General features: G+C 69.5%; 23 protein-coding genes and 1 pseudogene. 17 read left to right on the top strand and 7 right to left on the bottom strand.

The window, feature by feature from the left end; translation table 11 throughout:
• Nucleotides 1-66 precede the first annotated feature (66 nt).
• The 3 genes from AUL33_RS06990 to AUL33_RS06985 all read right to left on the bottom strand — a co-directional run bounded on the left by AUL33_RS06990 (nt 67) and on the right by AUL33_RS06985 (nt 2,416).
• Nucleotides 67-1,389, bottom strand: a complete 1,323-nt coding sequence (locus AUL33_RS06990; RefSeq protein WP_244492039.1) for an NAD(P)/FAD-dependent oxidoreductase — start codon at nt 1,387-1,389, stop codon at nt 67-69.
• A gap of 70 nt (nt 1,390-1,459) precedes the next feature.
• Complete coding sequence (locus AUL33_RS21540; RefSeq protein WP_082652387.1) at nt 1,460-1,603, bottom strand: DUF3096 domain-containing protein; 144 nt, start codon at nt 1,601-1,603, stop codon at nt 1,460-1,462.
• A 33-nt stretch (nt 1,604-1,636) separates the two neighbouring features.
• The gene (locus tag AUL33_RS06985) at nt 1,637-2,416 is read right to left on the bottom strand and encodes a 3-hydroxybutyrate dehydrogenase (RefSeq protein WP_062205726.1); all 780 of its coding nucleotides are present in this window, start codon (nt 2,414-2,416) and stop codon (nt 1,637-1,639) included.
• 200 nt (nt 2,417-2,616) lie between these two features.
• On the opposite strand from AUL33_RS06985, the gene folD reads away from it, so the two are divergent.
• Entirely contained in the window at nt 2,617-3,519 is a 903-nt protein-coding gene (gene folD / locus AUL33_RS06980) for a bifunctional methylenetetrahydrofolate dehydrogenase/methenyltetrahydrofolate cyclohydrolase FolD (protein WP_062205723.1), read from the top strand.
• Between the two features lie 618 nt (nt 3,520-4,137).
• Here the strand turns inward: folD and grpE are convergent.
• Together grpE and hrcA are read right to left on the bottom strand one after the other, a co-directional pair.
• Complete coding sequence (grpE, locus tag AUL33_RS06975; protein ID WP_062205720.1) at nt 4,138-4,920, bottom strand: nucleotide exchange factor GrpE; 783 nt, start codon at nt 4,918-4,920, stop codon at nt 4,138-4,140.
• Between the two features lie 124 nt (nt 4,921-5,044).
• Nucleotides 5,045-6,172 (bottom strand): heat-inducible transcriptional repressor HrcA, encoded by a 1,128-nt coding sequence (gene hrcA / locus AUL33_RS06970; RefSeq protein ID WP_082652386.1) that lies wholly within the window; start codon nt 6,170-6,172, stop codon nt 5,045-5,047.
• Between the two features lie 304 nt (nt 6,173-6,476).
• Between hrcA and rph the strand changes: the two genes are divergently transcribed.
• From rph to AUL33_RS06940, 6 genes are all read left to right on the top strand, one after another.
• Nucleotides 6,477-7,196 carry a ribonuclease PH gene (gene rph, locus AUL33_RS06965; RefSeq protein ID WP_062205717.1) on the top strand — a complete coding sequence of 240 codons (720 nt, stop codon included), beginning with the start codon at nt 6,477-6,479 and terminating at the stop codon, nt 7,194-7,196.
• Between the two features lie 132 nt (nt 7,197-7,328).
• Nucleotides 7,329-8,012, top strand: a complete 684-nt coding sequence (rdgB, locus tag AUL33_RS06960) for an RdgB/HAM1 family non-canonical purine NTP pyrophosphatase (protein ID WP_062205714.1) — start codon at nt 7,329-7,331, stop codon at nt 8,010-8,012.
• Nucleotides 8,009-9,208, top strand: coding sequence for a radical SAM family heme chaperone HemW (hemW, locus tag AUL33_RS06955; RefSeq protein ID WP_062205711.1), 1,200 nt, complete (start codon nt 8,009-8,011; stop codon nt 9,206-9,208). The genes rdgB and hemW overlap by 4 nt, the downstream gene beginning before the upstream one ends.
• A gap of 211 nt (nt 9,209-9,419) precedes the next feature.
• Nucleotides 9,420-9,749, top strand: a complete 330-nt coding sequence (locus tag AUL33_RS06950) for a YnfA family protein (RefSeq protein WP_062205708.1) — start codon at nt 9,420-9,422, stop codon at nt 9,747-9,749.
• Nucleotides 9,746-10,687 (top strand): 16S rRNA (cytidine(1402)-2'-O)-methyltransferase, encoded by a 942-nt coding sequence (gene rsmI, locus AUL33_RS06945; protein ID WP_082652385.1) that lies wholly within the window; start codon nt 9,746-9,748, stop codon nt 10,685-10,687. Before AUL33_RS06950 ends, rsmI begins: the two co-directional genes overlap by 4 nt.
• Before the next feature lie 45 nt (nt 10,688-10,732).
• Nucleotides 10,733-11,140 (top strand): YraN family protein, encoded by a 408-nt coding sequence (locus AUL33_RS06940; RefSeq protein ID WP_082652384.1) that lies wholly within the window; start codon nt 10,733-10,735, stop codon nt 11,138-11,140.
• Between the two features lie 19 nt (nt 11,141-11,159).
• Here AUL33_RS06940 and AUL33_RS22495 read toward each other — a convergent pair whose 3' ends face one another.
• Nucleotides 11,160-11,780 carry a hypothetical protein gene (locus AUL33_RS22495; protein WP_062205705.1) on the bottom strand — a complete coding sequence of 207 codons (621 nt, stop codon included), beginning with the start codon at nt 11,778-11,780 and terminating at the stop codon, nt 11,160-11,162.
• A gap of 234 nt (nt 11,781-12,014) precedes the next feature.
• On the opposite strand from AUL33_RS22495, the gene gshB reads away from it, so the two are divergent.
• The 4 genes and pseudogenes from gshB (at nt 12,015) to AUL33_RS06915 (ending at nt 16,325) form a co-directional block, all read left to right on the top strand.
• Nucleotides 12,015-12,953: a glutathione synthase gene (gene gshB / locus AUL33_RS06930; RefSeq protein ID WP_062205702.1), complete on the top strand. Its 939-nt coding sequence runs from the start codon at nt 12,015-12,017 to the stop codon at nt 12,951-12,953.
• A 179-nt stretch (nt 12,954-13,132) separates the two neighbouring features.
• Entirely contained in the window at nt 13,133-13,774 is a 642-nt protein-coding gene (locus AUL33_RS06925) for an SH3 domain-containing protein (RefSeq protein WP_062205699.1), read from the top strand.
• A 179-nt stretch (nt 13,775-13,953) separates the two neighbouring features.
• Nucleotides 13,954-14,601, top strand: a pseudogene (locus tag AUL33_RS06920) (magnesium chelatase domain-containing protein); the annotation flags it as partial.
• 38 nt (nt 14,602-14,639) lie between these two features.
• Complete coding sequence (locus AUL33_RS06915; protein WP_062205696.1) at nt 14,640-16,325, top strand: recombinase family protein; 1,686 nt, start codon at nt 14,640-14,642, stop codon at nt 16,323-16,325.
• A 92-nt stretch (nt 16,326-16,417) separates the two neighbouring features.
• Here the strand turns inward: AUL33_RS06915 and AUL33_RS06910 are convergent, their stop codons facing one another.
• Complete coding sequence (locus AUL33_RS06910; protein WP_183201231.1) at nt 16,418-17,788, bottom strand: DNA cytosine methyltransferase; 1,371 nt, start codon at nt 17,786-17,788, stop codon at nt 16,418-16,420.
• Nucleotides 17,789-18,141: 353 nt separating this feature from the next.
• On the opposite strand from AUL33_RS06910, the gene AUL33_RS06905 reads away from it, so the two are divergent.
• The 6 genes from AUL33_RS06905 to AUL33_RS06880 form a co-directional block, all read left to right on the top strand.
• Nucleotides 18,142-18,660 carry a hypothetical protein gene (locus AUL33_RS06905; protein ID WP_062205690.1) on the top strand — a complete coding sequence of 173 codons (519 nt, stop codon included), beginning with the start codon at nt 18,142-18,144 and terminating at the stop codon, nt 18,658-18,660.
• A gap of 129 nt (nt 18,661-18,789) precedes the next feature.
• Entirely contained in the window at nt 18,790-19,353 is a 564-nt protein-coding gene (locus AUL33_RS06900; protein WP_062205688.1) for a recombinase family protein, read from the top strand.
• A 180-nt stretch (nt 19,354-19,533) separates the two neighbouring features.
• Nucleotides 19,534-19,950: a nuclear transport factor 2 family protein gene (locus AUL33_RS06895; protein WP_062205686.1), complete on the top strand. Its 417-nt coding sequence runs from the start codon at nt 19,534-19,536 to the stop codon at nt 19,948-19,950.
• A 3-nt stretch (nt 19,951-19,953) separates the two neighbouring features.
• A complete protein-coding gene (locus tag AUL33_RS06890) occupies nt 19,954-20,469 on the top strand; it encodes an RNA polymerase sigma factor (protein WP_061979106.1) in 516 nt (171 codons plus the stop codon).
• A complete protein-coding gene (locus AUL33_RS06885; protein ID WP_062205685.1) occupies nt 20,466-21,275 on the top strand; it encodes an anti-sigma factor in 810 nt (269 codons plus the stop codon). The genes AUL33_RS06890 and AUL33_RS06885 overlap by 4 nt, the downstream gene beginning before the upstream one ends.
• Nucleotides 21,272-21,986 (top strand): LysR substrate-binding domain-containing protein (locus AUL33_RS06880; RefSeq protein ID WP_062205683.1); only part of this gene is annotated, 715 nt, incomplete at its 3' end. The genes AUL33_RS06885 and AUL33_RS06880, both read left to right, overlap by 4 nt.

The following is a 21,986-nucleotide window of genomic DNA, read 5'->3' as shown; positions in this document are numbered from 1 at the left end:
TCCCCACCGCTCGGCACCGCTCGGAGCTTGATGACGAAGCCCTGCAGCGGCGCCCGGCCGTCTTCGTCAACCGCCGTGCAGCTTGAGGGCCGGACCCTTGGCGGGCGAGACCATGTCGGCAGCGATCGCCACGGTGCCGCGAAGAGCGCCGAGCACCCGCCACTGATGCTGGCGCTGCAGGGCATGGTAGGCGGCGGTGGCGAACTGGCCGTGAATGAGAAGGTCGTCCTTGGCGCCGACGCCGATGCGCCCGACCGTGCCGGCCGCGGCGAGCGAGACGATGCGGCCCTTGTCGTCGTAGCGGAACGGCTCCACCGGCTCGCCGCGCACCAGAAGCGGCAGCACGGCGGCGAGATAGGACGCCTGCTGGCTCGCGGCCTGCGCGGTCGGCGGCAACGGCTTGTCCGCCCCCTTCGGCACGAAGGCGGCGGCATCGCCCATCACGTAGACCCGCTCGTCGACCGATGAGCGCAGCGTCGCGTCGACGGGGATGCGGCCTTTCTCGTCGGTCTCGAGGCCGAGCGCGGTGAGGCGAGGCGCGCCGACGAGCCCGGCAGCCCAGACCACGAGATCGGCGGGCCAGCTTTTGCCGCGCTCGTCGCAGACCTCGCTCGGCGTCACCGAAGCCACCTTCACCGAAGTTTCCACCTCGATGCCGAGCGTGCCCAGACGCTCCACGAGCTTGTCCCGCAACCCGTCGTCGGCCCCCGGCATGATCTCGGGCGCCGCCTCAAGAATGGTGATGCCGAGGAGCTTGGTGCGTCGGTCGGCGTCGGTCTGGTCGAAAAAGGCGCGCTCGGAGCGGCGCAGATAGGCGGCGAGCTCCGTGCCGGTGGCGCCCGATCCGACGATCACCACCTCGGCCGGGCGACCCGTAGTGCGGGCCTCGATCATCTCGGCGACGAAACGCTCGCGGAAGCGGTCGGCATCCTCCTTGGCGTCGAGCCGGATGGCGTGTTCGGCGACGCCCTGCGTATCGAAGTCGGGCACCACGCCGCCGAGCGCCACGATGCACCAGTCATAGGCAATCTCCCGCTCGTGCGCGACGACGGTCCCGGCGCGGTCGCGGATCGGCTCCAGCCGCACGTGGCGGGCCTCTCGGTCGAGACCGGCGACGGTGCCCTGTTCGAAGCGGAAGCCGCGAAGCTGGCCGAGAAGGTAGAAGGAGAGTTCCGCGAGCGAGGACGAGATGGTGCCGGCCGCGAACTCGTGCAGCCGGGGCTTCCAGAGATGGCTCGGCTCGCGATCGACGAGCACGATCTCGAGATCCTTCGATCCGCCGAGCTGGGCGGCGAGTTCCAGCCCACCCGAACCGCCGCCGAGGATGACGACGCGGGGCTTTCCCGATGCGCGTCCGGGCGTCGCGGTTCTCGTCTCAATGGGCATCATCGGCAGCGGGGCTCCAGTCGGCGGCAGGCCGGGCGCGGCGGCCTAGCCATGGTCGATAGGTCGAAGGCGCTCAGGAGCCGAAGGTTCCCATCAGGCCGGTGAGGCCGACGACGATGAGGTAGATCGCGACGATATAGTTCAGGAGCCTCGGCATCACGAGGATGAGGACGCCCGCGATGAGCGCCACGAGCGGCTGGATGGTGATGATGTCCATGAGAGATTTCCCGAATGCGAAAAAGTGGGTGGATCAGCCCATGTGCCAGCCGTGGCTCGGCACGATCGACTGGCCGGTGAGGGCGTTGGAGCGGAAGCTCGCCAGAAACAGCGCGACGTCGGCAACGTCGGCGATCGTCGTGAACTCGCCGTCGACGGTGCGCCCGAGCATGACGGACTTCACCACTTCCTCCTCGCTGATGCCGAGGTCGCGCGCCTGTTCGGGGATCTGCTTCTCGACGAGGGGGGTGCGCACGAAGCCGGGGCAGATGATGTTGGAGCGCACGCCGTGCTTGCCGCCCTCCTTGGCCATGGTGCGGCAGAGGCCGAGAATGCCGTGCTTGGCCGCGACATAGGCGCTCTTGAGCGCCGAGGCTTCGTGGCTGTGGACCGAGCCCATGTAGATCAGCGCGCCCGAGCGCTGCGGATACATGTGGCGGACGCAAGCCTTCGTCAGCAGGAACGAGCCGCCGAGATGGATGTCGACGACCTTGCGGAACTCCTCGTAGGGGAAGTCCTCGACGGGGTGGACGATCTGGATGCCGGCATTGGCGACCATGACGTCGAGCCGCCCGAAGCGCTCGGCGATCGCATCGACGCCGGCCGACACCGCTCCTTCATCGGCGACGTCCATGCGCACCGCCATCGCCCGGCCGCCCGCCGCCTCGATCTCGGCGGCGGCGCTCGTCGCCGAGGCGAGGTCGAGATCGGCGATGCCGACGGCGCAGCCCTCCCTGGCATAGCGCAGCGCGATCGCCCGGCCGATGCCGGAGCCCGCGCCCGTGACCACGGCCACCCGATCCTGAAGCTCCATGCGCGTCGTCCTTCCACCCGAGCCGCGCGGTACGGCCCACCAAACGGGATCATAGGCATCGGGCCGCGCGGGGAAAGGGCCGCGCGCCGGAAAGGGCATGCCGGCGGACCGGGCGAGGGCGGCCCCGCATTTCCCTCTCGCGGGCACGCCCGGCTCGACTTATAAAGCCGGCGACGACGCGGCAGGAACGGGATGACAGGATGACGGCCACTTCGATCGACGGCAAGGCGGCGGCAGCCGGGGTTCTGGAGCGCGCGCGGCTCGCCGGCGAAGCGCTGATCGAGAAGACCGGCGTCAGGCCTGGCCTCGCGGTGGTGCTCGTCGGCGAGGACGCCGCGAGCCAGGTCTATGTTGGCTCGAAGGGGCGCACGGCGGAGGCCTGCGGCTTCCATTCGGTGACCCACCGTCTGCCCGCCGATACCAGCGAGGCCGATCTCCTGGCGCTGATCGACCGGCTGAACGCCGATCCCGCCATCCACGGCATCCTGCAGCAGCTGCCTTTGCCCCGTCCGCTCGACGCCAACCGCGTGGTCGGGCGCATCGATCCCGACAAGGACGTCGACGGGCTCACCCTCGTCAATGCCGGGCGCCTCGCCAGCGGCATGGCGGCGGAGGCCTTCGTGCCCTGCACTCCCGCCGGCTGCATGGTGCTGATCCGGCAGGTGCTCGGCGACGACCTTTCGGGCAAGTCCGCCGTCGTGGTCGGGCGCTCCAACCTCGTCGGCAAGCCGATGGCGCAGCTCCTGCTGCTCGCCGACGCCACCGTGACGATCGCCCATTCGCGCACGCGGGATCTGGAAGCCGTCTGCCGCAAGGCCGACATCCTCGTCGCCGCCGTCGGCCGGCCGCTGATGCTCGGCGCCGACGCCATCAAGCCCGGCGCGGTGGTGATCGACGTCGGCATCAACCGGATCGCGGCGCCCGAGCGCGGCGAGGGAAAGACGCGGCTCGTCGGAGACGTGGACTTTGCCGCCGCCGGCCCGATCGCGGCCGCCATCACCCCGGTGCCCGGCGGCGTCGGCCCGATGACGATCGCCATGCTCATGGCCAACACGGTCTCCGCCGCCTACCGCGCCGCCGGCGAGGCGCCGCCGCGGTTTTGAGGCGGGCGGGCTGGTTTGGGGCCGAAGGTCGTTCGGCTTCCATCAAACGGGATCGGTGCTGGATGGAGGACCGATCGAGGCCGATCGGCCGCTCTCTCGTAGTGGACGCACCGGGTCCGGTGCGACGAGCGGCGTTCCCTTTTTGCCTGACCGCTCTCGTTTCCACCTCGTCATCCCGGGCTAGACCCGGGATCCATGCCGCCTGCGGGCCGGCTGGGTGCGGACGCAACATTCGAGAGCGATGACCTTCTGTCAGCCGGATTGCCGGCGCAAACGCCCCGGCATGGATCCCGGATCAAGTCCGGGATGACGAAGCGGAAGGGTATGAGGTCTTCGACTCCTTCAGCACGGAGCACGGAGCACGGAGCACGGAGCACGGAGCACGGAGCACGGAGCACGGAGCACGGAGCACGGAGCCCTACGATCCCGCACGCAGGCGCTCAAGTCATCGATGATCGCTCACGATGCGAAATCTTCGACAGACATCGCGATCACCGCTCTCCCGCCAAGCCTGCGCCGCACAACTTCTCGGGTGAGCAGTCCCGAACTCGGCCCTCTTAAACCCTCGACGAAGAACGGCGGCCGAAGCCGCCGTCGCATCATATTCTGCCGAAGGCCTCAGGCGTCCTTGGAACTTTCGTCGGGGACGCCGGGCTTGACCGCCTCGAAGCCGGCAGCGGGGGCCGGGGTGGCCTTCGGGCCGCCCTTCGAGACGCCGACCATGGCGGGGCGCAGCACGCGCTCGCCGATGGCGTAACCGTCTTGCACAACCTGCACCACCGTGTTGTTGGGCATGTCGGGGTTGGGGATCTCGAACATCGCCTGATGGAAGTTCGGGTCGAAGCGCTGGCCCTGCGGCTCCAGCTTCTTGACGCCGTGACGCTCCATCGTGGCCAGCATCGAGCGGCCGGTGATCTCGACGCCCTCCACCAGCGCCTTGAAGCCAGCGTCGCCGCTATCGCGCGCGCCTTCGGGCAGCGCCTGGAGGGTGCGATCGAGATTGTCGGAGACGGCGAGCATGTCGCGCGCGAAGTTCGTCACCGCGAAGGTGCGCGCGTCCTTGATCTCCCGCTCGGTGCGCCGGCGCAGGTTCTCCATGTCGGCGGCGAGCCGCAGCATGCGATCCTTGACGTCGGCATTCTCGGCCTCGAGCTCGGCGATGCGCGCCCGATCCTCGGCGCCCGGATCCGGTGCGTTCCAGCCGAAGGTCGCGGCGTCCTCGGCAGCGAAGCGGTCGTCGCCGCGCCTGGGCGGGATCCGGTCGCCCGCCGTCACGCCGGCCGCGCCGCCGCCCTTGAAATAGGCCGCGCCTTCCGTGCCCGCGCCCGTCGTCGGCCCGCCATGGCCCGCTTCGCTCTCCGTGGCGTGGTCCGCGGCGTGCTTTTCGGTTTCGCTCGTCATGGAAGAGGGCTCCTTGTCTCGATGGTCTGTGGGACGAGGTACCGCGCCGCCGCGATGCGGCCGGCCGCAAGACCCCTCCGGATGATGTCGTCGGTGCGGCATATCGAATGAGGCGGGCCGGAAATCAAGGCCGGCGGGCTGCCGATCCGCCTGCCAGCAGCCGCGACACGAGCCGGGCGGTGTAGTCCACCATCGGCACGATGCGCCGGTAGTTCAGCCGCGTCGGCCCAATCACGCCGACCGCGCCGATGACGCGCTCGTCGGAGTCCGAATAGGGGGCGATCACCAGCGAGGAGCCCGAAAGCGAGAAGAGCTTGTTCTCCGAACCGATGAAGATCCGCACGCCGTTGCCGGATTCGGCGAGGTCGATGAGATCCATGATCGAGCTCTTCGTCTCCAGATCGTCGAAAAGGTGGCGCAGGCGATCGAGATCCTGCGCCGCCGTGACGCTTTCGAGGAGGTTGGCACGCCCGCGCACGATGAGGCGCGAGGGCTGGCCGACGCCCGAACCCGACCAGACGGCGAGCCCGGCGTCCACCATCTGCCGCGACAGGGCGTCGAGCGCGCGGGAGGTCTCCTCCTTCAGCGCTTCGACGCGCACGCGCGCCTCGCTGAGCGTGCGCCCCACGACATGGGCGTTGAGGAAGTTCGACGCTTCCACGAGTTGCGAGGCGGTGGTGCCCGGCGCCAGTTCCAGCACCCGGTTCTCGACCTCGCCGTTGGCGCCGACGAGCACGACGAGGGCGCGCTCGGGATCGAGGCGCACGAACTCGATATGCTTGAAGCGAATGTCGCTCTTCGTCGCCACGACGATGCCAGCGCCGCGCGACAGGCCCGAGAGAAGCTGCGAGGCTTCCGTCAGGAGAGCCTCGACCGGCCGCCGGTCGCCGAGATCGCGCACCTTTTCCTCGATCTCGGCCCGCTCGCGCTCGGCGATGTCGCCGACCTCGAGGAAGGCGTCGACGAAGAAGCGCAAGCCGATCTCGGTCGGCAGCCGCCCGGCGCTGACATGGGGCGCGTAGATCAGCCCGAGAGCTTCGAGATCGGCCATGACGTTGCGGATCGAGGCCGGCGAAAGCGCGGAGGTGAGGAGGCGCGAGAGGTTGCGCGAGCCCACCGGCTCGCCGGAATCCAGATAGGTGTCGACGATGAGCCGGAAGATCTCGCGCGAGCGCTCGTCGAGCGCGCCGGCGGGATCGAGCCGGGCCCCGCCGATCAGGTCCTTGACGTTGGGAACGAGGCTCAGCTTCATGGGCCAGACTATAGGATGACGGCGAGCGGTGGCCAATGGGCGCAGGTCATTTGTCGCAAGCGCGGGAAGGACTTGTCCACTGCGCCGGGGCCGGTCGAGTGCGGCTTCCGACAACGATCCAGCCCCGTTCGGAAACACCGCGACCACAAATCGATTCCGATTTGCGGGGAAGCCCTCGCCTTTCTCTCAGACGCCGAGACCGCAAATCGATTCCGATTTGCGGGGACATGCTGTAGAAGGCCGCTTCGGGCGCCCGAGGGCGCGATGCGATTTCCACACGTCCATTAGCAATGTCAGGACCTTCATGCGGCCTTCCAAACGCCAGAACGACGAACTGCGCCCCGTCTCGATGGAGCGCGGCGTCTCCCGCCACGCGGAGGGATCCTGCCTCGTCAAGTTCGGCGACACGCATGTGCTGTGCACCGCCAGCCTCGAGGAGCGCGTGCCCGGCTGGCTGAAGAATTCCGGCAAGGGCTGGGTCACCGCCGAATACGGCATGCTGCCGCGCGCCACCGGCGAGCGCATGCGCCGCGAGGCCGCCTCCGGCAAGCAGTCCGGCCGCACGCAGGAGATCCAGCGCCTGATCGGGCGCTCGCTTCGCGCCGTGGTCGATCTCGGCGCGCTCGGCGAGCGCCAGATCACCGTCGACTGCGACGTCATCCAGGCCGATGGCGGCACCCGCACCGCCGCCATCACCGGGGCCTTTGTGGCGCTGTCGGACTGCCTCGCCTGGATGGAATCGCGCGGCATGGTGGTGCGCTCGAAGGTCCTGAAGGACCACGTCGCCGCCATTTCCTGCGGCATCTCGGCCGGCACCGCCGTGCTCGACCTCGACTATATCGAGGATTCCGCCGCCGAGACGGACGCCAACTTCGTGATGACCGGCCGCGGCGGCATCGTCGAGATCCAGGGCACGGCCGAGGGCGAGCCCTTCACGGAAGGTCAACTCGCCGAGCTCCTTTCACTTGCCAAGTCCGGCATCGCCGATCTCGTGGAGCGCCAGCGCGCGCTCATCGCCGGCTGACGCCAAAGCCATCCGGCCCGTTTCGACAGGCCTTGCCGGGCGGCCCGCCCCTTCGGCAAGGCGCACTCCAGCCATCCGCCCCAGACTGACGGGCGGGCAGCCCCGGCGCTTCGGGGCGACGAGGATCGCGACATGACCGACGCCACCGAACGCCAAGCCCCGCTGCTCGACGCCCCACTGCTCGACGCAAAGTCTGGGCCGCTCCTCGTCGCCAGCCACAATGGCGGCAAGATCGCGGAGTTTCGCGAGCTTCTCGGGCCACTCGGCTTCACCGTCGTGTCGGCCGCCGACAAGGGCCTGCCCGAGCCCGACGAGACCGGCACCACCTTCGAGGCGAACGCCGCGCTGAAGGCGTTGGCCGCCGCGCAGGCCACCGGCCTCACCGCGCTCTCCGACGATTCCGGCCTCGTGGTCGACGCGCTCAGTGGCGATCCCGGCATCTATTCGGCGCGCTGGGCCGGGCCGGACAAGGACTTCGGCATGGCGATGCGCACGATCGAGGAACTGCTCCAGACGAAGGGCGCGGTGACCCCGGCGACGCGGACGGCGCGCTTCGTCGCCGTCCTCTGCCTCGCCCATCCCGACGGCTCGACGCAGCTCTTCCGCGGCGAGGTCGAGGGCACCATCGTCTGGCCGCCGCGCGGCACGCTCGGCTTCGGCTACGATCCCTGCTTCCTGCCAGAAGGCGAGACCCGCACCTTCGGCGAAATGCCCTCGCAGGAGAAGCACGGCTGGGTGCCCGGCCAGGACAGCGCCCTCTCGCACCGCGCCCGCGCCTTCCGGCTCTTCGCGCGCGAGGCCCTGGGCGTCTCGTGAACATCGCCGTGCGCCCGCTCTCCACCATCCGGCCGTTCACGCCACCCGTCGGCGATCCCGGCTTCGGCGTCTATGTCCACTGGCCGTTCTGCGCGGCCAAGTGCCCCTATTGCGACTTCAACAGCCATGTCCGCCACCAGCCGGTGGACCAGGCCCGCTACGTCGCCGCCTTCCGCCGCGAACTCGCCTCACAGGCGCAGCGCTCCAGCGGCCAGACCGTCACCTCGATCTTTCTGGGCGGCGGCACGCCCTCGCTGATGGAGCCGGCCACCGTCGCTGCCATCCTCGAGGCGATCGCCAGCCTCTGGACCGTCGCCGACGGCGCCGAGATCACGCTGGAAGCCAACCCATCCTCCGTCGAGGCCGAGCGCTTCCGCGGCTATCGCGCGGCGGGCGTCAACCGCGTCTCGCTCGGCGTTCAGGCGCTGAACGATCCCGATCTCAAGCGCCTCGGCCGTCTCCACGACACCACACAGGCGCTCGGTGCCATCCGCCTCGCCCGCGAGATCTTCCCGCGCCTCTCCTTCGACCTCATCTATGCCCGCCCCGGCCAGGACGTCGCGGCCTGGGAGCGTGAGATCGTCCAGGCCATCGAGCTGGCCGCCGACCACCTGTCGCTCTACCAGCTGACCATCGAGGAGGGCACGCCCTTCTACGCCCTCCACCGCGCCGGCAAGCTGATCGTGCCCGACGGCGAGCTCTCCGCCGACCTCTACGAGACGACGCAGCAGATCACCCGCGCCCATGGCCTCCCCGCCTACGAGATTTCCAACCACGCCGCCCCCGGCGCTGAATCGCGCCACAACCTCACCTACTGGCGCTACGGCCTCTATGCCGGCGTCGGTCCCGGCGCCCACGGTCGCCTACTCGGCCCCGATGGCGCTCGCCACGCCATCGCCAACGAGAAGCATCCCGAGACCTGGCTCAAGATGGTCGAGGACTGGGACGCCGGCTTTGTCGAGGACACTCCGCTCGAGCCGCACGAACAGGCCGACGAACTCATGCTCATGGGCCTTCGCCTCGTCGAGGGCATCGACCTCAAGCGCTGGCGCGCCCTCGCGGGCCGCGACATCGACCCCGAGGCCGAAGCCGATCTCACCGGCCACGGCATGATCGAACGCCTCGGTCCCGATCGCCTGCGCGCCACCCCGGCCGGCATGCTCGTTCTCGACGCCGTGGTGGCGGACCTCGCGTGAGCGCGGCCGGGTCGGGCACGGCATGGCGGGGCTTCCGCCCCGAGCCCCGCTCGGGAACGATCTCCCGAACCCTTCCTTTCCTTTGTCCATCGCAGAGGCGGGCCAGCGGCCCACCCCGACGATGGACACCGGAGATGGGGTTCCGAGGGCCTCAGGCCCTCGGCGGGGCCGGGGGCAGCACCCCCGTCTCGCTTGCCAAGCCGCAGCGCCCATGACCGCGATCGCGACGTTCGCGCTGGCGGCGCTCATGGAGATCGCGGCGTGCTTTGCCATCTGGGCCGTGGTGCGGTCGGGGGCGTCGGCCTGGTGGCTGGCACCGGCAGTGGTCGGGCTCGTGGGCTTCGCCTGGCTGCTGACTCAAGGGCAGGCGAACGAAGCCGGTCGTACGTTCGCCGCCTATGGCGCGATCTACATCGCGGCCTCGCTCGGCTGGCTCTGGGCGGTGGAGGGCGTGCGGCCCGATCGCTACGACGTGATCGGCGCAGCACTCTGCCTCACGGGCGCAGCGGTCATCCTCTGGGCACCGCGGGGCGCGGCATGAGCGACGAACAGGACGATTCGATCGAAGAGGACACGGGAACCGGCCCTCCCGAACCGGGCGTTCCGGCCTTCACGCTGCGCGGCACGGCGTTTTCGGCGCACAAGCCCGAGCCCGGCCTCTACCTCGTTGCGACGCCGATCGGCAACCTGTCCGACATCACGGTGCGGGCGCTCGACATCATCGCCTCGGCCGACCGGCTGGCCTGCGAGGACACGCGCGTCACCGCCAAGCTGCTGGCCCGCTACGGCATCCGGCGCCGGATGACGCCCTATCACGAGCACAATGCCAAAGAGGCGGGCGAAGCGCTGCTCGCCGATCTCGAGGCAGGGCTGTCGGTGGCGCTCGTGTCGGATGCGGGCACGCCGATGGTGTCGGATCCTGGCTTCCGGCTCGGCGAGGAGGCGATCGCCCGCGGCCTGCCGGTCTATCCGATCCCCGGCGCCTCAGCGCCGCTCGCCGCGCTGCTGGCCTCCGGCCTGCCGTCGGACGCTTTCTTCTTTGCCGGCTTTCCGCCCGCCAAGGAGACCGCGCGCCGGCAGCGGTTCGAGACGCTGGTGCGGGTGCCCGGCACGCTCCTCTTCTTCGAGGCGCCGCACCGGATCGCGGAGAGCCTGACCGACATGGCAGCGGTCTTCGGACCACGCCCGGCCGCGGTCTGCCGCGAACTCACGAAGGCCTACGAGACGATCTATCGCGGCCCCCTCCCCGATCTCGCGGCGCGGTTCGAGGCGATGGAGCGGGTGCGCGGCGAGATCGTGGTCTGCGTCGGCCCGCCCTCGGCGCCGGAAGACAGCGGGCCGGCGGATGTCGACGCGATCCTGCGCGGGCTGCTGGCCGAGATGAAGCCGGCGAAGGCCGCGCAGGAGGCGGTGAAGCTGACGGGACTGGCGCGCCGCGACCTCTATCAGCGCGCGCTCCAGTTGAAATCCGGCGACTGAGGCCGACACTCCCTTCCGCGAGCATGGGGCACGGGAGGGCGGCGAATGAGCGAGGCGCGAGGCGGCGAGCCGGACGGGAAGCGCCAACGGCTGGAAAGGCGCCGCGAGGGGTTCGCCAAGGGCCATCGCGGCGAATGGTGGGCGGCCTGGGCCCTGCGGCTGAAGGGCTACCGCATCCTGGCGGTGCGCCACCGCACGAAGCTCGGCGAGATCGATCTCGTCGCCCGGCGCGGCGACACGGTGGCGATCGTCGAGGTGAAGGCGCGTGCAACGCTGGCGCAGGCGATGGACGCCGTGACGCCCGCCGCCCAGCGCCGCATCGAAGCCGCCGCCGACTTGTGGCTTGCCCGCCAGCGCGACCACGCCCGCCTGTCGCTCCGCTTCGACATCGTCGCCGTCCTGCCCCGCCGCTGGCCGGTGCATGTGAAGGATGCGTGGCGAGCGCGGCGGTGAACCGCGCCCGCACTGGACGTCAGACGCCGGCGGCGCCGCGTGCGGGGGCCTTCGGGGCGAGAGGCTTCGGCGCGGGCCCGGCGGCCTTCGGCGCGGGTGCGACGGGAGCCGCGACCGCTGGAGCGGACTTGGCGGCGAGTTCGGGCGTCATCACCTTGCCGGTGGTCTTGCCGTAGATCTGCCCCTCGATCGAACTGGCGAGACCGCGGGCGAGCGCCCGGTCGACGCGCGCGCGGTCCTGCGCAACCGAGATCACCGCGCCCGCGATGCCGTTGATCGCGCCTTGGTCCATCGTGACGGCATTGAAGCGGGTGATCTCGCGCCCGTCCTCGCCGCGCAGTACGCCGAGTGCGGAAAGGCGGTTGTCATCGCCCACGAGGAGGGAAGCCAGCGGGTTCTTGTAGTGGACCTCGGTCAGCGTCACGTCGAGTGTCGCAGGCTTGCCTTCGTGGGCACCGACGAGCTGGGAGGGCAGGGTCTGGCGCGCGAGCGACAGGAGATCGGTGTCGGCCTTCAGCGTCGGCGCTGCCGTCACCTCCACGCGGCGGATCGCCAGCGGGCCGGTGGTGTCGACGAGCGGCTTGGCGCAGCCGGAGAGAAGCGCGACGAGGCCGAGCGTCGCCGCAATAGTTCTAAACACTTAATAATCCTTGAAAATTCTGTCTGGTGCCGGTCTGCGTAGCCGAGGGCCTTGGGCTGCGGAAGCGCCGGCCCCCACGACAAAGGGCGCGTCGGCTGACGATCCCGTGATCGGGCGCCACAACCCTCGATGGGTGCGGCGCTCCGGCCACAGTCGCCGCGCCCCGTGGACTTGCCCCCCGATCCCCGCTACCTCGCGAGGAGATTTCGAGGAATTCGTTCGCGAGGGACTGTCATGTCGCTGAAGGTCGCGGTCCAGATGGACCATGTGTCGGGCATCACCATCAAGGGCGACAGCACCTTCGCCCTCTCCTTCGAGGCGCAGCGGCGCGGGCATGCGCTGTTTCACTACACGCCCGACCGCCTGTCCCTGCGCGACGGTGTCGCCACCGCCCGCGTCGAGACGATGGTGCTGAGCGAGGATCAGGGCCGGCATTTCACGCTGGGCGAGCCGCACAAGGTCGATCTCGCCAGCATGGACGTGGTGCTGCTGCGCCAGGATCCGCCCTTCGACATGAACTACATCACCTCGACGCACATCCTCGAGCGCATTCACCCCAAGACGCTGGTGGTCAACGACCCCGCCTGGGTGCGCAACATGCCCGAGAAGATCTTCGTCACCGAGTTCGCCGACCTGATGCCGGAAACGATCATCACCAAGGACCCGGCGGAGGTCGCCGCCTTCCGCGCCGAGTTCGGCGAGATCGTGATGAAGCCGCTCTACGGCAATGGCGGCGCCGGCGTCTTCCATCTGACGAAGGAAGACCGCAACCTTTCCTCCTTCATGGAGACCTTCGCGCTGCTCTTCCGCGAGCCCTTCATCGTGCAGCGCTACCTGAAGGACGTGCGCAAAGGCGACAAGCGCGTCATCCTCATCGACGGCGAACCGGTGGGCGCGATCAACCGCGTGCCATCGGAGACCGACGCGCGTTCCAACATGCATGTCGGCGGGCGCGCCGAGGCGACGGAGTTGACCGCACGCGAGCGCGAGATCTGCGAGCGCATCGGTCCGACGCTGAAGGACCGCGGCCAGGTCTTCGTCGGCATCGACGTGATCGGCGACTACCTGACCGAGATCAACGTCACCTCGCCCACCGGCATCCGGGAGGTGAAGCGCTTCGGCGGCGCCGACATCGCGGCCTTGTTCTGGGACGCGGTCGAGGCCAAGCTGTAGAAGCGTCGGGGATCTCGCCTGGATCAGACTTCCGGGTCCCCGACCGCTCCAGGCGCAACCGGCGACCGGCTCGCGCCGTTTCTGAACGCGGCGTGAACGCGCCGTTCGGCAGCCGTTGAGGTCGACGGTGCTAGAACCCGTGTCAGTCGCAGCCTCGTCCCATTCGGATGGTGTCCCCCATGCTTTCCAAAGCCCGCCTCTTCGCCCTCGCGCTCGCCGGCGCCGCCCTCGTGCCCGGCCTGGCCAGCGCCGCCTCGGCCATCGCCACTACGAACGTCAACCTGCGCGCCGGCCCCTCCACCGCCTATCCGCCGGTGAACGTCGTTCGCGCCGGCGAGGACGTCGAGGTTTACGGGTGCCTCGCCAACCGCTCGTGGTGCGACGTCGACTTCTACGGGCAGCGCGGCTGGATGTCCTCGAACTACCTCGCCTACATCCGCGGCGGCCAGCGCTACACGGGGCCCCGCTCGGTCGGTTATATCGGCGCGCCCGTGGTCGGCTACTCCTTCGGCCGCTACTGGGACGATCACTATCGCGGCCGCGACTTCTACCGCGACCGTCGCCGCTGGGACGGCATCTACGGCCCGCGCATCTTCGACGGACCGCAGCCGCGCCGCGAGATCCGCGACCGCTACGAGCGCCCCCGTTTCGATGGCCCGCGCCGCGACGATCGGGCCGATCGCTTCGAGCGGGACCGCGATCGCTTCGAGGGCCGGCGCGACCGCGACCGGTTCGAGGACGGCCCGCCGCCGCGCTGGCGCGAGGAGGGGCGGCCGGGGCCGCGCGGCGAGATCGACGACTACGGCAGCGACGGCTACTGAGCCGACGACGGGCGAATGACGGACGGGAGCGGCCTCATGGGTCGCTCCCGTCTTCGGTTCCGAACGCGCTGTCATCCACGGTTTTGCCGAAATTTGTTCGTGGCCTGTTCTTGCCGGACGGGCGATCGCGCGATAGCTTCGCACCACCGGGGAGTGTGCCGGGCGTTCGGAGTTCGGTCATGGTCTCGCGTGTGAAGACGGTCGCCTTTCAGGGCGTCGACGCCATCCCGGTGGACGTGCAGGTCATGGTCGCCCCCGGCAAGATGGGGATGCAGATCGTCGGCCTCGCGGACAAGGCGGTGGCGGAAAGCCGCGAGCGCGTGCAGGCGGCGCTCCACGCCTCCGGCCTGTCGATGCCGCCCAAGCGCGTGACGGTGAACCTCGCGCCGGCCGATCTGCCGAAGGAGGGCTCGCACTACGACCTGCCGATCGCGCTCGGGCTGATGGCGGCGCTCGGCGCCATTCCCGCCGACGCCCTGGCGCGCTTCGTGGTGCTCGGCGAACTCTCGCTCGACGGGATGATCACCGCGGTCACCGGCGTCCTGCCGGCCGCGATGGGCGCCAATGCGCTCGGCCTCGGGCTGGTCTGCCCGGAACCCTGCGGCCCGGAGGCGGCCTGGGCCAGCGCCGAGATGGAGATCGTCGCGGCGCGCTCGCTCATCCAGATCTGCAACCATTTTCGCGGCACGCAGGTCCTGCGCCGTCCCGAACCCGCCGTGAAGGCGGCTCCCGACGACCTGCCGGATCTCGCCGACATCAAGGGACAGGTCGCCGCCAAGCGGGCGCTGGAAATCGCCGCGGCCGGCGGCCACAATCTCCTGAAGGTGTGCTACATAAACTCCATCGATTCGATGGAGTACGCCGGATGCCCAAAGCCTTCTCCTACATCCGTTTCAGCACCCCGGATCAGGCGCGGGGGGACTCGCTGCGTCGCCAGCTTACGGCCGCTCGTGCATGGTGCGAGGCGCGCGGCCTAGAACTCGACGACAGCCTTCGTGACCTTGGCATTTCCGCCTACAAAGGCGCGAACCGGGATGTCGGCGCGCTCCGGTCGTTCCTTGCCTTGGTCGAGGCAGGCAAGGTTCCGCGAGACTCCTTTCTCATCGTCGAATCCTTGGACCGCCTGTCCCGCGAGGCCGTCCTGGATGCCGCGGCGAGGCTCTTCGACCTGATCCGCGCAGGCGTGATCGTCGTCACCCTCTCCGATGGGCAGGTCTACTCCGAAGAGCGCCTGCGGACGGACTGGACGCCGCTGATAGTGTCCATCGCGGTCATGGCTCGCGCCCACGAAGAGTCCCGGATCAAAGGGGAACGCGTCGGGGCGGCATGGGCCGCCAAGAAGGCTGCCGCCCGTGAGGAGGGCCGTCCCCTCACCTCGCGTTGTCCCGAATGGATCGCGATCGAGGGCGGGCGGTTCGTCGTTCGAGAGGATCGCGCGGAGATCGTGCGGACGATCTTCCAATGGGCGATCGAGGGCTATGGGCGAAGGCAGATCGTCGCCAAGCTCAACGGGGCGGGCACGCCGACGTGGCGAGGCGGCGTCGGGTGGCAAATATCAACGGTCGGGAAGATTCTGACTGGCCGTCTTGTTCTCGGTGAGTACCAGCCTCACGTCGGCAGCAGCCGGGCCGGGACCCGTCAGCCTTCTGGAGACCCGATCATCGGTTACTACCCGCCGATCGTCGACGAAGACACCTACTGGCGCGCCCAACAGGCATCGCAGGGACGCCGCGTCGCCGCTGGTCGACGCGGAAGGGGCGTTGCCCACCTCCTCCTCGGCCTCGGCCGTTGCACGCGTTGCGGCGGGGCCATGCACCTCGTCAACAAAGGTGCCATGCCGAAAGGCGGGAGCTACTTCGTATGCTCGGTGGCAGCTCGGAAGGCTGGCTGTGAGAACGATGGCCGCTGGCGGGTTGACCATATCGAGTCCCGCCTCCTCCGGGGACTCGCTTACCTTGATGCCGGAGCCATCCTGAATGGCGCGCAGCCGACCACCGAGGCGGATCGCGTGTCGCTCCTTGCCGCCCGGCTTGCCGAAATCGAGGTAGGCCGTGGACGCCTCCTCGCGCTGGTGGAGGACGGCGAAGAGGGAGCAGTCGATCGTTACCGGGCGCTCGGTGGCGAAGCCAAGACGATCAGGCGCGAACTCGCAGAGGCCACGAAGGCAGCCGCGGCAGTCGCCGCCGACCCAGGACTCAAGGCTCGGCTCGGCGAGGCCGTCGATCTGTCGAGGGCGATGAACGAGGCCGACGGGGACGACCGTCACGCGATCCGGACGCGCCTCGCCGAGCAGCTCCGCCAAATTGTCGCCGAGGTGAGCTTCGATCCCGCGATCGGGGTTCTTGCGATCTTGACCCCGCGACCCGGTCTTCCTGCCGATCAGGTTCCGTCGATCGTCGGAGCGTCGAAGATGGCGGCATGGCGCCTGTGGCTCAACGACGACTCCGACCCGGCCGGCCTCGCCGGGGTCGAGGACATGCCTCGTCCCGACGAAGATGCGAAAGCCCTCCGTATCCTTGCAAAGTTGCGGGGACGGCGAGCGTCGGCGTAGCCGGCGCGAACCGTCCGATCCCGGCAACGCCCCTGCGGGGGCGTGAGACCCTCCTGGGAAGGTTGGAGCTGGTCCGAAGGACCGGGAGGGGATCAGGCAGCCGCCCGCTCGTCGGACCTCTCTTCGACCGCGTCCGCCACCATCACGGACCTCGTCCGACGCGGCGTCGGCGGGATCGCCCGCCATTCGGCATGCAGCCGCAGCGCAGCCCGCAGGTCCGACCGGACCCCCGTCGAGAGCTTCGCGAATCCTTCGACGGCCTCAAGCATCGCCAGTTCGGCAGCGAGGTCGGCAAGGATTCGACCTCCGAGCAGCCGACGCGCCCGACCGAGTTGGGTGCGTCGATTTCGAAGGGTCTGCCCGACCACCCCCTTCGCTCGAAGCCACGTCGAGAACCCCGGCTCCAGTGCCGGCACCGTCTCGCCCCTGTCGCGCGCCATGATCACGCGGCCGATCGCTTCGGCGAGGCCGGAAGGGACCGCGTTGGCGATCATCTGGTCAACGTTCCTCAGTCGGCCGCCAGCGGACCAGTCCCAGCCCGCCGGGAACCCTTGCAGACGCGATGCCTGTTCCCGCGTCAGGCATGGGACCGAACCGGCCGGCGCGATGTCGTCGCGGTGCGGGGCGGACAGGTAGCGTGGCCCCGGCGGTTCCGCCGAAGTCCGGACGATGGCAGGGCACGGCTCATCTACGCTGCGGACGCCGCGTCCGCCGCCGAACGGTCTGACGTAGAGGGCGCCAAGTGCGAGCAAGGCCCGGTCAGCGGCCGAGAGGTCGGCATTCGCAGGCAGCGGGCGTCGTGTCGATTCGCGGATGGTCGGCATCGGACCGTCCGAACTCCAGAGCCGCCGCTTACCCGCATGCCGCGGATGGGCATGGACGACTTCCCCGACCTCGCCGCCTAGAACGTCGCGGATCGTCGTCGGCCTGTCGCTCGCCGCGGCACGGATCGAGGAGGCGAGGAATCCGTCCGCCTCCCCCAGCCTCCCCACCACGATCAGACGTCGGCGACTCTGGCCGACCCCATAGCGGCTCGCGCAGACCACGGCCTCCGACAGACCATAGCCTGCCCGGACGAGCAGTTCCCGCGCTGTCGCCCATGCGGCGGACTTAGCGGCTTGCGGCACGTTCTCCATAAGCACCCATCGCGGTCGCGCGACAACGACGACCATGGCGAACGCCACCATCAGGGATGCCCGCTCGCCCTCGACGCGGCGCCCCGCGGCGGAGAAATCCTGGCAAGGCGGTCCACCGCAGATGAGCTCGGGACGTAGCGCAGCCACGGCCGGCGCGACCGCCAGGAGATCGCCGATGTCGGCCACTTCGGCATGATCGCCGAGGTTCGCGCGGTAGACCGCAACCGCCTCCGGCCAAACGTCGATCGCGCGGGCCACCTCGCAACCGGCGCGGCCCAGCCCGAGCGAGAGACCGCCCGCACCGCAGAAAAGCTCGACTGTCCGCAACGTCGCCCGCCTCACCATACCTAACAACTCAGGTACGGTCGTAGCCAACGGAATGGGAGCGGACCTTGCGTTCGACTGGACCCGTCCCGCCCCCGTTTACCACAGCCCCGGCGCGCCTTCGGCGCTACGTGACGGCGCGGCGCGCCGGGGCTGCTCCGCCTTCGGCTACGATCCCGGCTCGCGGGACTGGAAAACAGGGACGGCCCTACCCGCCGAGCAGCGCCCCGGTCCGTCCGTCTAGCGACGGCCGTGCCGCCGCTCCCCGGCCGCGTTCCCGCCGGCGACGTCGATCACGCTCGACGGGGAGTCCGCCGGCACCGACCATCGGAGTTCCGACCTCACGAGGAATGCCGATGCCCCGCGCAACCACCCCGACCGCCACCGCCCTCCTGGCCCTCGTCCTCGCCGCCGGGACGACCGTCCCGGCCCCGGCAGCGAACTACCTCTACCGCGCCCGCCCTGTCGCGATCGCGGCGCCCGCGCCGTCTCTGCCCGCCGGGGCCGTCCAGTCGGGACCCGACGTGCTGCTCCCGCCGCCGGTCACGGCGGACAGTTCCCGCCCCGCCGTCGCCGGCGCCACGTACCGCACGACCCGGCCCATGGCGGTGATCGGCGCAGAGATTATCGCGGACAGGCCGACGAACATCCTGTCGGTCAACGGGCGCACGTACTACGTCTGCTACATCCCGACGCGCAGCCTTCCGGCCTGCCTCCGCGATGTCGTCGTGAACGCCGACCCAGCCGTGACGGCCTACGAGCGGGACGGCTACCTGTACTACTCGTCGCCCGCCGGCTTCGCCTTCACCCCGGCGAGCGCGGAGGAGCGGGCGTTCCTCGTCCGCTTCGATTTCCGGCAAGTCGTTCCAGGCTGACCGCCGCCTTCCGGAAACCGCTTGCGCCTTGCCGACCCAGCGCAAGAGGATTGTGAAAGGCCGAACCCGTTGCGCCGTCGGTGCCCGCCCGAGCCTTCCCCAAACGGCCGTTTGCGAAAGGCCCCTCCCATGCTCCTCGGCTACGCCCGCGTCTCGACCAGTGACGATCAGTCCACTACCGCCCAGGCCTGCGCGCTGCGCGACGCCGGATGCGATCGCGTGTTTGAGGAGGTCGCGTCGGGCGGGCGCTGGGACCGCCCAGAGCTTCATCGGCTGCTCGACCACCTGCGCCCCGGCGATACCCTCGTCACCTGGAAGCTCGATCGCCTGTCGAGGTCCCTCCGCGACGCATTGACGATCATGGAGCGGGTCGAGTCCGCGGGGGCGGGATTCCGCAGCCTGACCGAGGCCATCGACACCACGACCCCAGCCGGACGGATGATGTCACACATGGTCGCGGCATTCGCAGAGTTCGAGAGGTCGCTTATCCGCGAGCGCACCGCGGCCGGTCTCCGACAAGCTCGGATCGAAGGCCGGGTCGGCGGGCGTCGGAGCAAGCTTTCCGCCCGCCAGCGCGAGGAGATCGCCGAGAGCGTGTTGTCAGGCCGGAAAACGGCGGCCGACATGGCGAGGCTCTACCAGGTGAGCCAGCCAACCGTTTCCCGAATCATCGCCAAGGCACGGCCGCACTGAACCGCCGCTATCGACCCCTCGGAGCCGTTTGGCGCCCTTTCAGCTTGCGCCGTTAGCGGACGTTCCGTCTGAACGCCGAACTGAACCTGCTCGTCTCTAATTTTCAGTCCTTTGGGAATAAGCGCCGTTCCTGAACGTCTTCCGTCGGCCAATCGCGGCCGAACCGAAGGACACCGAGCCATGAAGACCCTTTTCGCAGCCATCGCCATTCTTTCCGCCGGGGCTTCGACCGCGCTTGCGGGTCCCGCCGGCGACATGGCGAAGGCGCATATCGAAGCAATCGCCAAGGGCGATAGCGCCGCGGTCACCGCCGCCTATGCGCCGTCCGCAACGCTTCACTGGGTCGGCGGTCCGCTCGATGGCACCTACACGGGCCCCGAGATCGCCGCGACCTGGGCAAAGTTCGCCAAGGCGCAGACCGGCCTCAAGGCCACCGTCGTCGAGATGCGCGAGAGCATGAACCCGAAGGGCGCCACCGTCGTCGCCGATGTCGTCTTCGCCAACGACAACAAGATCCCGGTGCGCTACGTCATGCTGTTCCGGGACGGCAAGCTCACCGACGAGATCTGGCAGATCGACCCAACGCTGGCGAAGTAAGGCATGTCCACCGACGAGATCGCGGCGCGGATCGAACCGCTCATTCCGGGCCTGAGGCGCTATGCCTATGGGCTGGTGCGCGATGGCGACGCCGCCGACGATCTCGTCCAGGACTGCCTGGAGCGTGCCGTCGGGCGCTGGCACCTGCGCCGGCCCGACGGCGACCTGCGCGCCTGGCTGTTCGCCATCCTGCGCAACCTCCACCTCTCGGGCCTGCGCCAGCACAAGCGGCGTGGGCCTCACGTGGCGCTCGACGAGATGGCCTCGCCGCCGGCGGTGGACGGCGACCAGGACGGCCGCGCCGGGCTCCGCGACGTCCTAGCTGGGCTCGATGCGCTGAGTGAAGAGCACCGCACAGTCCTCCTTCTCGTCGGGGTCGAAGACATGAGCTACGACGAGGCGGCGCGGGTGATCGGGCTGCCGGTCGGCACGGTCATGTCGCGCCTATCGCGGGCGCGCGAGAAGCTGCGCGCCATCCTGGAGACCGGGATTCGCGCGCCCTTGAGGAGAGTCAAATGAGCCGCAGGGACACGCCCGTCGGCGAGGACGACCTGCAAGCCTATGTGGACGGACGGCTTGAGGCCGAGCGGCTGTCCGCAGTCGAGGCCTATCTCACGGAGCGACCGGAGATCGCCGCGGCCCTCGATCGCGACCGCGAGATCGCCCGGGCACTGCGCGAACGGCTTGCCTTCAAGGCCGGGGAGCCGATCCCGGCGCGGTTACGCATCGCCAACATCCGCGAGGCCCGGCGCGGTCGGTTTGCTGTCACGCGTCTGCGCATCGCGGCTGTCATGGGCTGGCTGATCCTCGGCAGCGCCGGCGGGTGGCTGGCGAACGACGTCCTGCGCGTGCCGCCGCAGATGCCTCGTGTGGCGGTCATGGCCGACGAGGCGATTGCGGCGCATCGCACCTTCGTGGTCGAGGTGGTCCATCCCGTCGAAGTGCGGGCCGACGAGGAGGCACATCTCCTGCAATGGCTATCGAAGCGGCTGGGAACGCGGCTGTCGGCTCCGGACCTGACAGGGCTCGGCTATCGGCTGATGGGCGGGCGCCTCCTGCCTGCGGGCGTGGGTCCCGCCGCGATGCTGATGTACGACGACGACCAGGGCACGCGGCTGACGCTGTTCATCAAGACCGACGAGAAGGACGAGACGTCGTTCCAGTTCGTCGAGGAGAACGGCGTCTCAGCCTTCTTCTGGCGCGACGCCGGCCTTGGCTACGTCGTGTCGGCCGAGGCGCCGCGCGAACGGTTGATGCAGGTGGCGACGGCCATCTACGACAGCCTGAACCGCCCCGCCCCGGGCATCTCCGGCGGTACGCTGTGACGCTCGATCAGCTTCGCATCTTCGTTGCCGTTGCCGAACGCGAGCACGTGACGGAGGCGGCGAAGTCGCTGAACCTCACGCAGTCGGCGACGAGCGCCGCCATCGCCGCGCTGGAGGAGCGCCACGACATCAGGCTGTTCGACCGCGTGGGGCGGAGGATCGAACTCACCGAGGCGGGGCGCCTGTTCCTGCCCGAGGCCCGCGCGGTGCTTGCGCGGGCCGAGGATGCCGGCCTCATGCTTTCCGAACTTGCCGGACTGAAGCGGGGTCGTCTCCGCATCGTCGCCAGCCAGACGGTGGCGAACCACTGGTTGCCGCCGGTGCTCGCGGGCTTCAAGGCTCGCCATCCCGGCATCGAACTTCGGCTGAGCATCGCCAACACGGCGCGCACGGCCGAGGCGGTGCTGGATGGCACGGCCGATCTCGGCTTCGTGGAGGACGAGCTCGGCGATGTCCGACTCGGCACGCAACGCGTCGCCGATGATCGACTGATGCTGGTCGCGGCATCAGGGCACAGAGGCTCCAGGTCTCCCGTCGCGGCCGGGGATCTTGCATCGGCGCGCTGGGTGCTTCGCGAACGGGGCTCGGGCACCCGCGCGATCCTCGAAGGTGCGCTCGAAGCCTTCGGTGTCGATCTCACCGCGCTGTCGGTCGAACTCGAACTGCCCTCGAACGAGGCCGTGCGCGCGGCGATTGAGGCGGGCGCCGGCG

The organism is Aureimonas sp. AU12 (genome assembly GCF_001463705.1).
Taxonomy (GTDB): domain Bacteria; phylum Pseudomonadota; class Alphaproteobacteria; order Rhizobiales; family Rhizobiaceae; genus Aureimonas.
The sequence above is the reverse complement of the archived record's forward strand: the minus strand, read 5'-3'. Positions and strand labels throughout refer to the sequence as shown.

Coding starts and splice junctions, on each gene's coding strand:
- AUL33_RS06990 (WP_244492039.1), bottom strand. CDS start 1,389: ATGATGCCCATTGAGACGAGAACCGCGACGCCCGGACGCGCATCGGGA.
- AUL33_RS21540 (WP_082652387.1), bottom strand. CDS start 1,603: ATGGACATCATCACCATCCAGCCGCTCGTGGCGCTCATCGCGGGCGTC.
- AUL33_RS06985 (WP_062205726.1), bottom strand. CDS start 2,416: ATGGAGCTTCAGGATCGGGTGGCCGTGGTCACGGGCGCGGGCTCCGGC.
- folD (WP_062205723.1), top strand. CDS start 2,617: ATGACGGCCACTTCGATCGACGGCAAGGCGGCGGCAGCCGGGGTTCTG.
- grpE (WP_062205720.1), bottom strand. CDS start 4,920: ATGACGAGCGAAACCGAAAAGCACGCCGCGGACCACGCCACGGAGAGC.
- hrcA (WP_082652386.1), bottom strand. CDS start 6,172: ATGAAGCTGAGCCTCGTTCCCAACGTCAAGGACCTGATCGGCGGGGCC.
- rph (WP_062205717.1), top strand. CDS start 6,477: ATGCGGCCTTCCAAACGCCAGAACGACGAACTGCGCCCCGTCTCGATG.
- rdgB (WP_062205714.1), top strand. CDS start 7,329: ATGACCGACGCCACCGAACGCCAAGCCCCGCTGCTCGACGCCCCACTG.
- AUL33_RS06950 (WP_062205708.1), top strand. CDS start 9,420: ATGACCGCGATCGCGACGTTCGCGCTGGCGGCGCTCATGGAGATCGCG.
- rsmI (WP_082652385.1), top strand. CDS start 9,746: ATGAGCGACGAACAGGACGATTCGATCGAAGAGGACACGGGAACCGGC.
- AUL33_RS06940 (WP_082652384.1), top strand. CDS start 10,733: ATGAGCGAGGCGCGAGGCGGCGAGCCGGACGGGAAGCGCCAACGGCTG.
- gshB (WP_062205702.1), top strand. CDS start 12,015: ATGTCGCTGAAGGTCGCGGTCCAGATGGACCATGTGTCGGGCATCACC.
- AUL33_RS06925 (WP_062205699.1), top strand. CDS start 13,133: ATGCTTTCCAAAGCCCGCCTCTTCGCCCTCGCGCTCGCCGGCGCCGCC.
- AUL33_RS06915 (WP_062205696.1), top strand. CDS start 14,640: ATGCCCAAAGCCTTCTCCTACATCCGTTTCAGCACCCCGGATCAGGCG.
- AUL33_RS06905 (WP_062205690.1), top strand. CDS start 18,142: ATGCCCCGCGCAACCACCCCGACCGCCACCGCCCTCCTGGCCCTCGTC.
- AUL33_RS06900 (WP_062205688.1), top strand. CDS start 18,790: ATGCTCCTCGGCTACGCCCGCGTCTCGACCAGTGACGATCAGTCCACT.
- AUL33_RS06895 (WP_062205686.1), top strand. CDS start 19,534: ATGAAGACCCTTTTCGCAGCCATCGCCATTCTTTCCGCCGGGGCTTCG.
- AUL33_RS06890 (WP_061979106.1), top strand. CDS start 19,954: ATGTCCACCGACGAGATCGCGGCGCGGATCGAACCGCTCATTCCGGGC.
- AUL33_RS06885 (WP_062205685.1), top strand. CDS start 20,466: ATGAGCCGCAGGGACACGCCCGTCGGCGAGGACGACCTGCAAGCCTAT.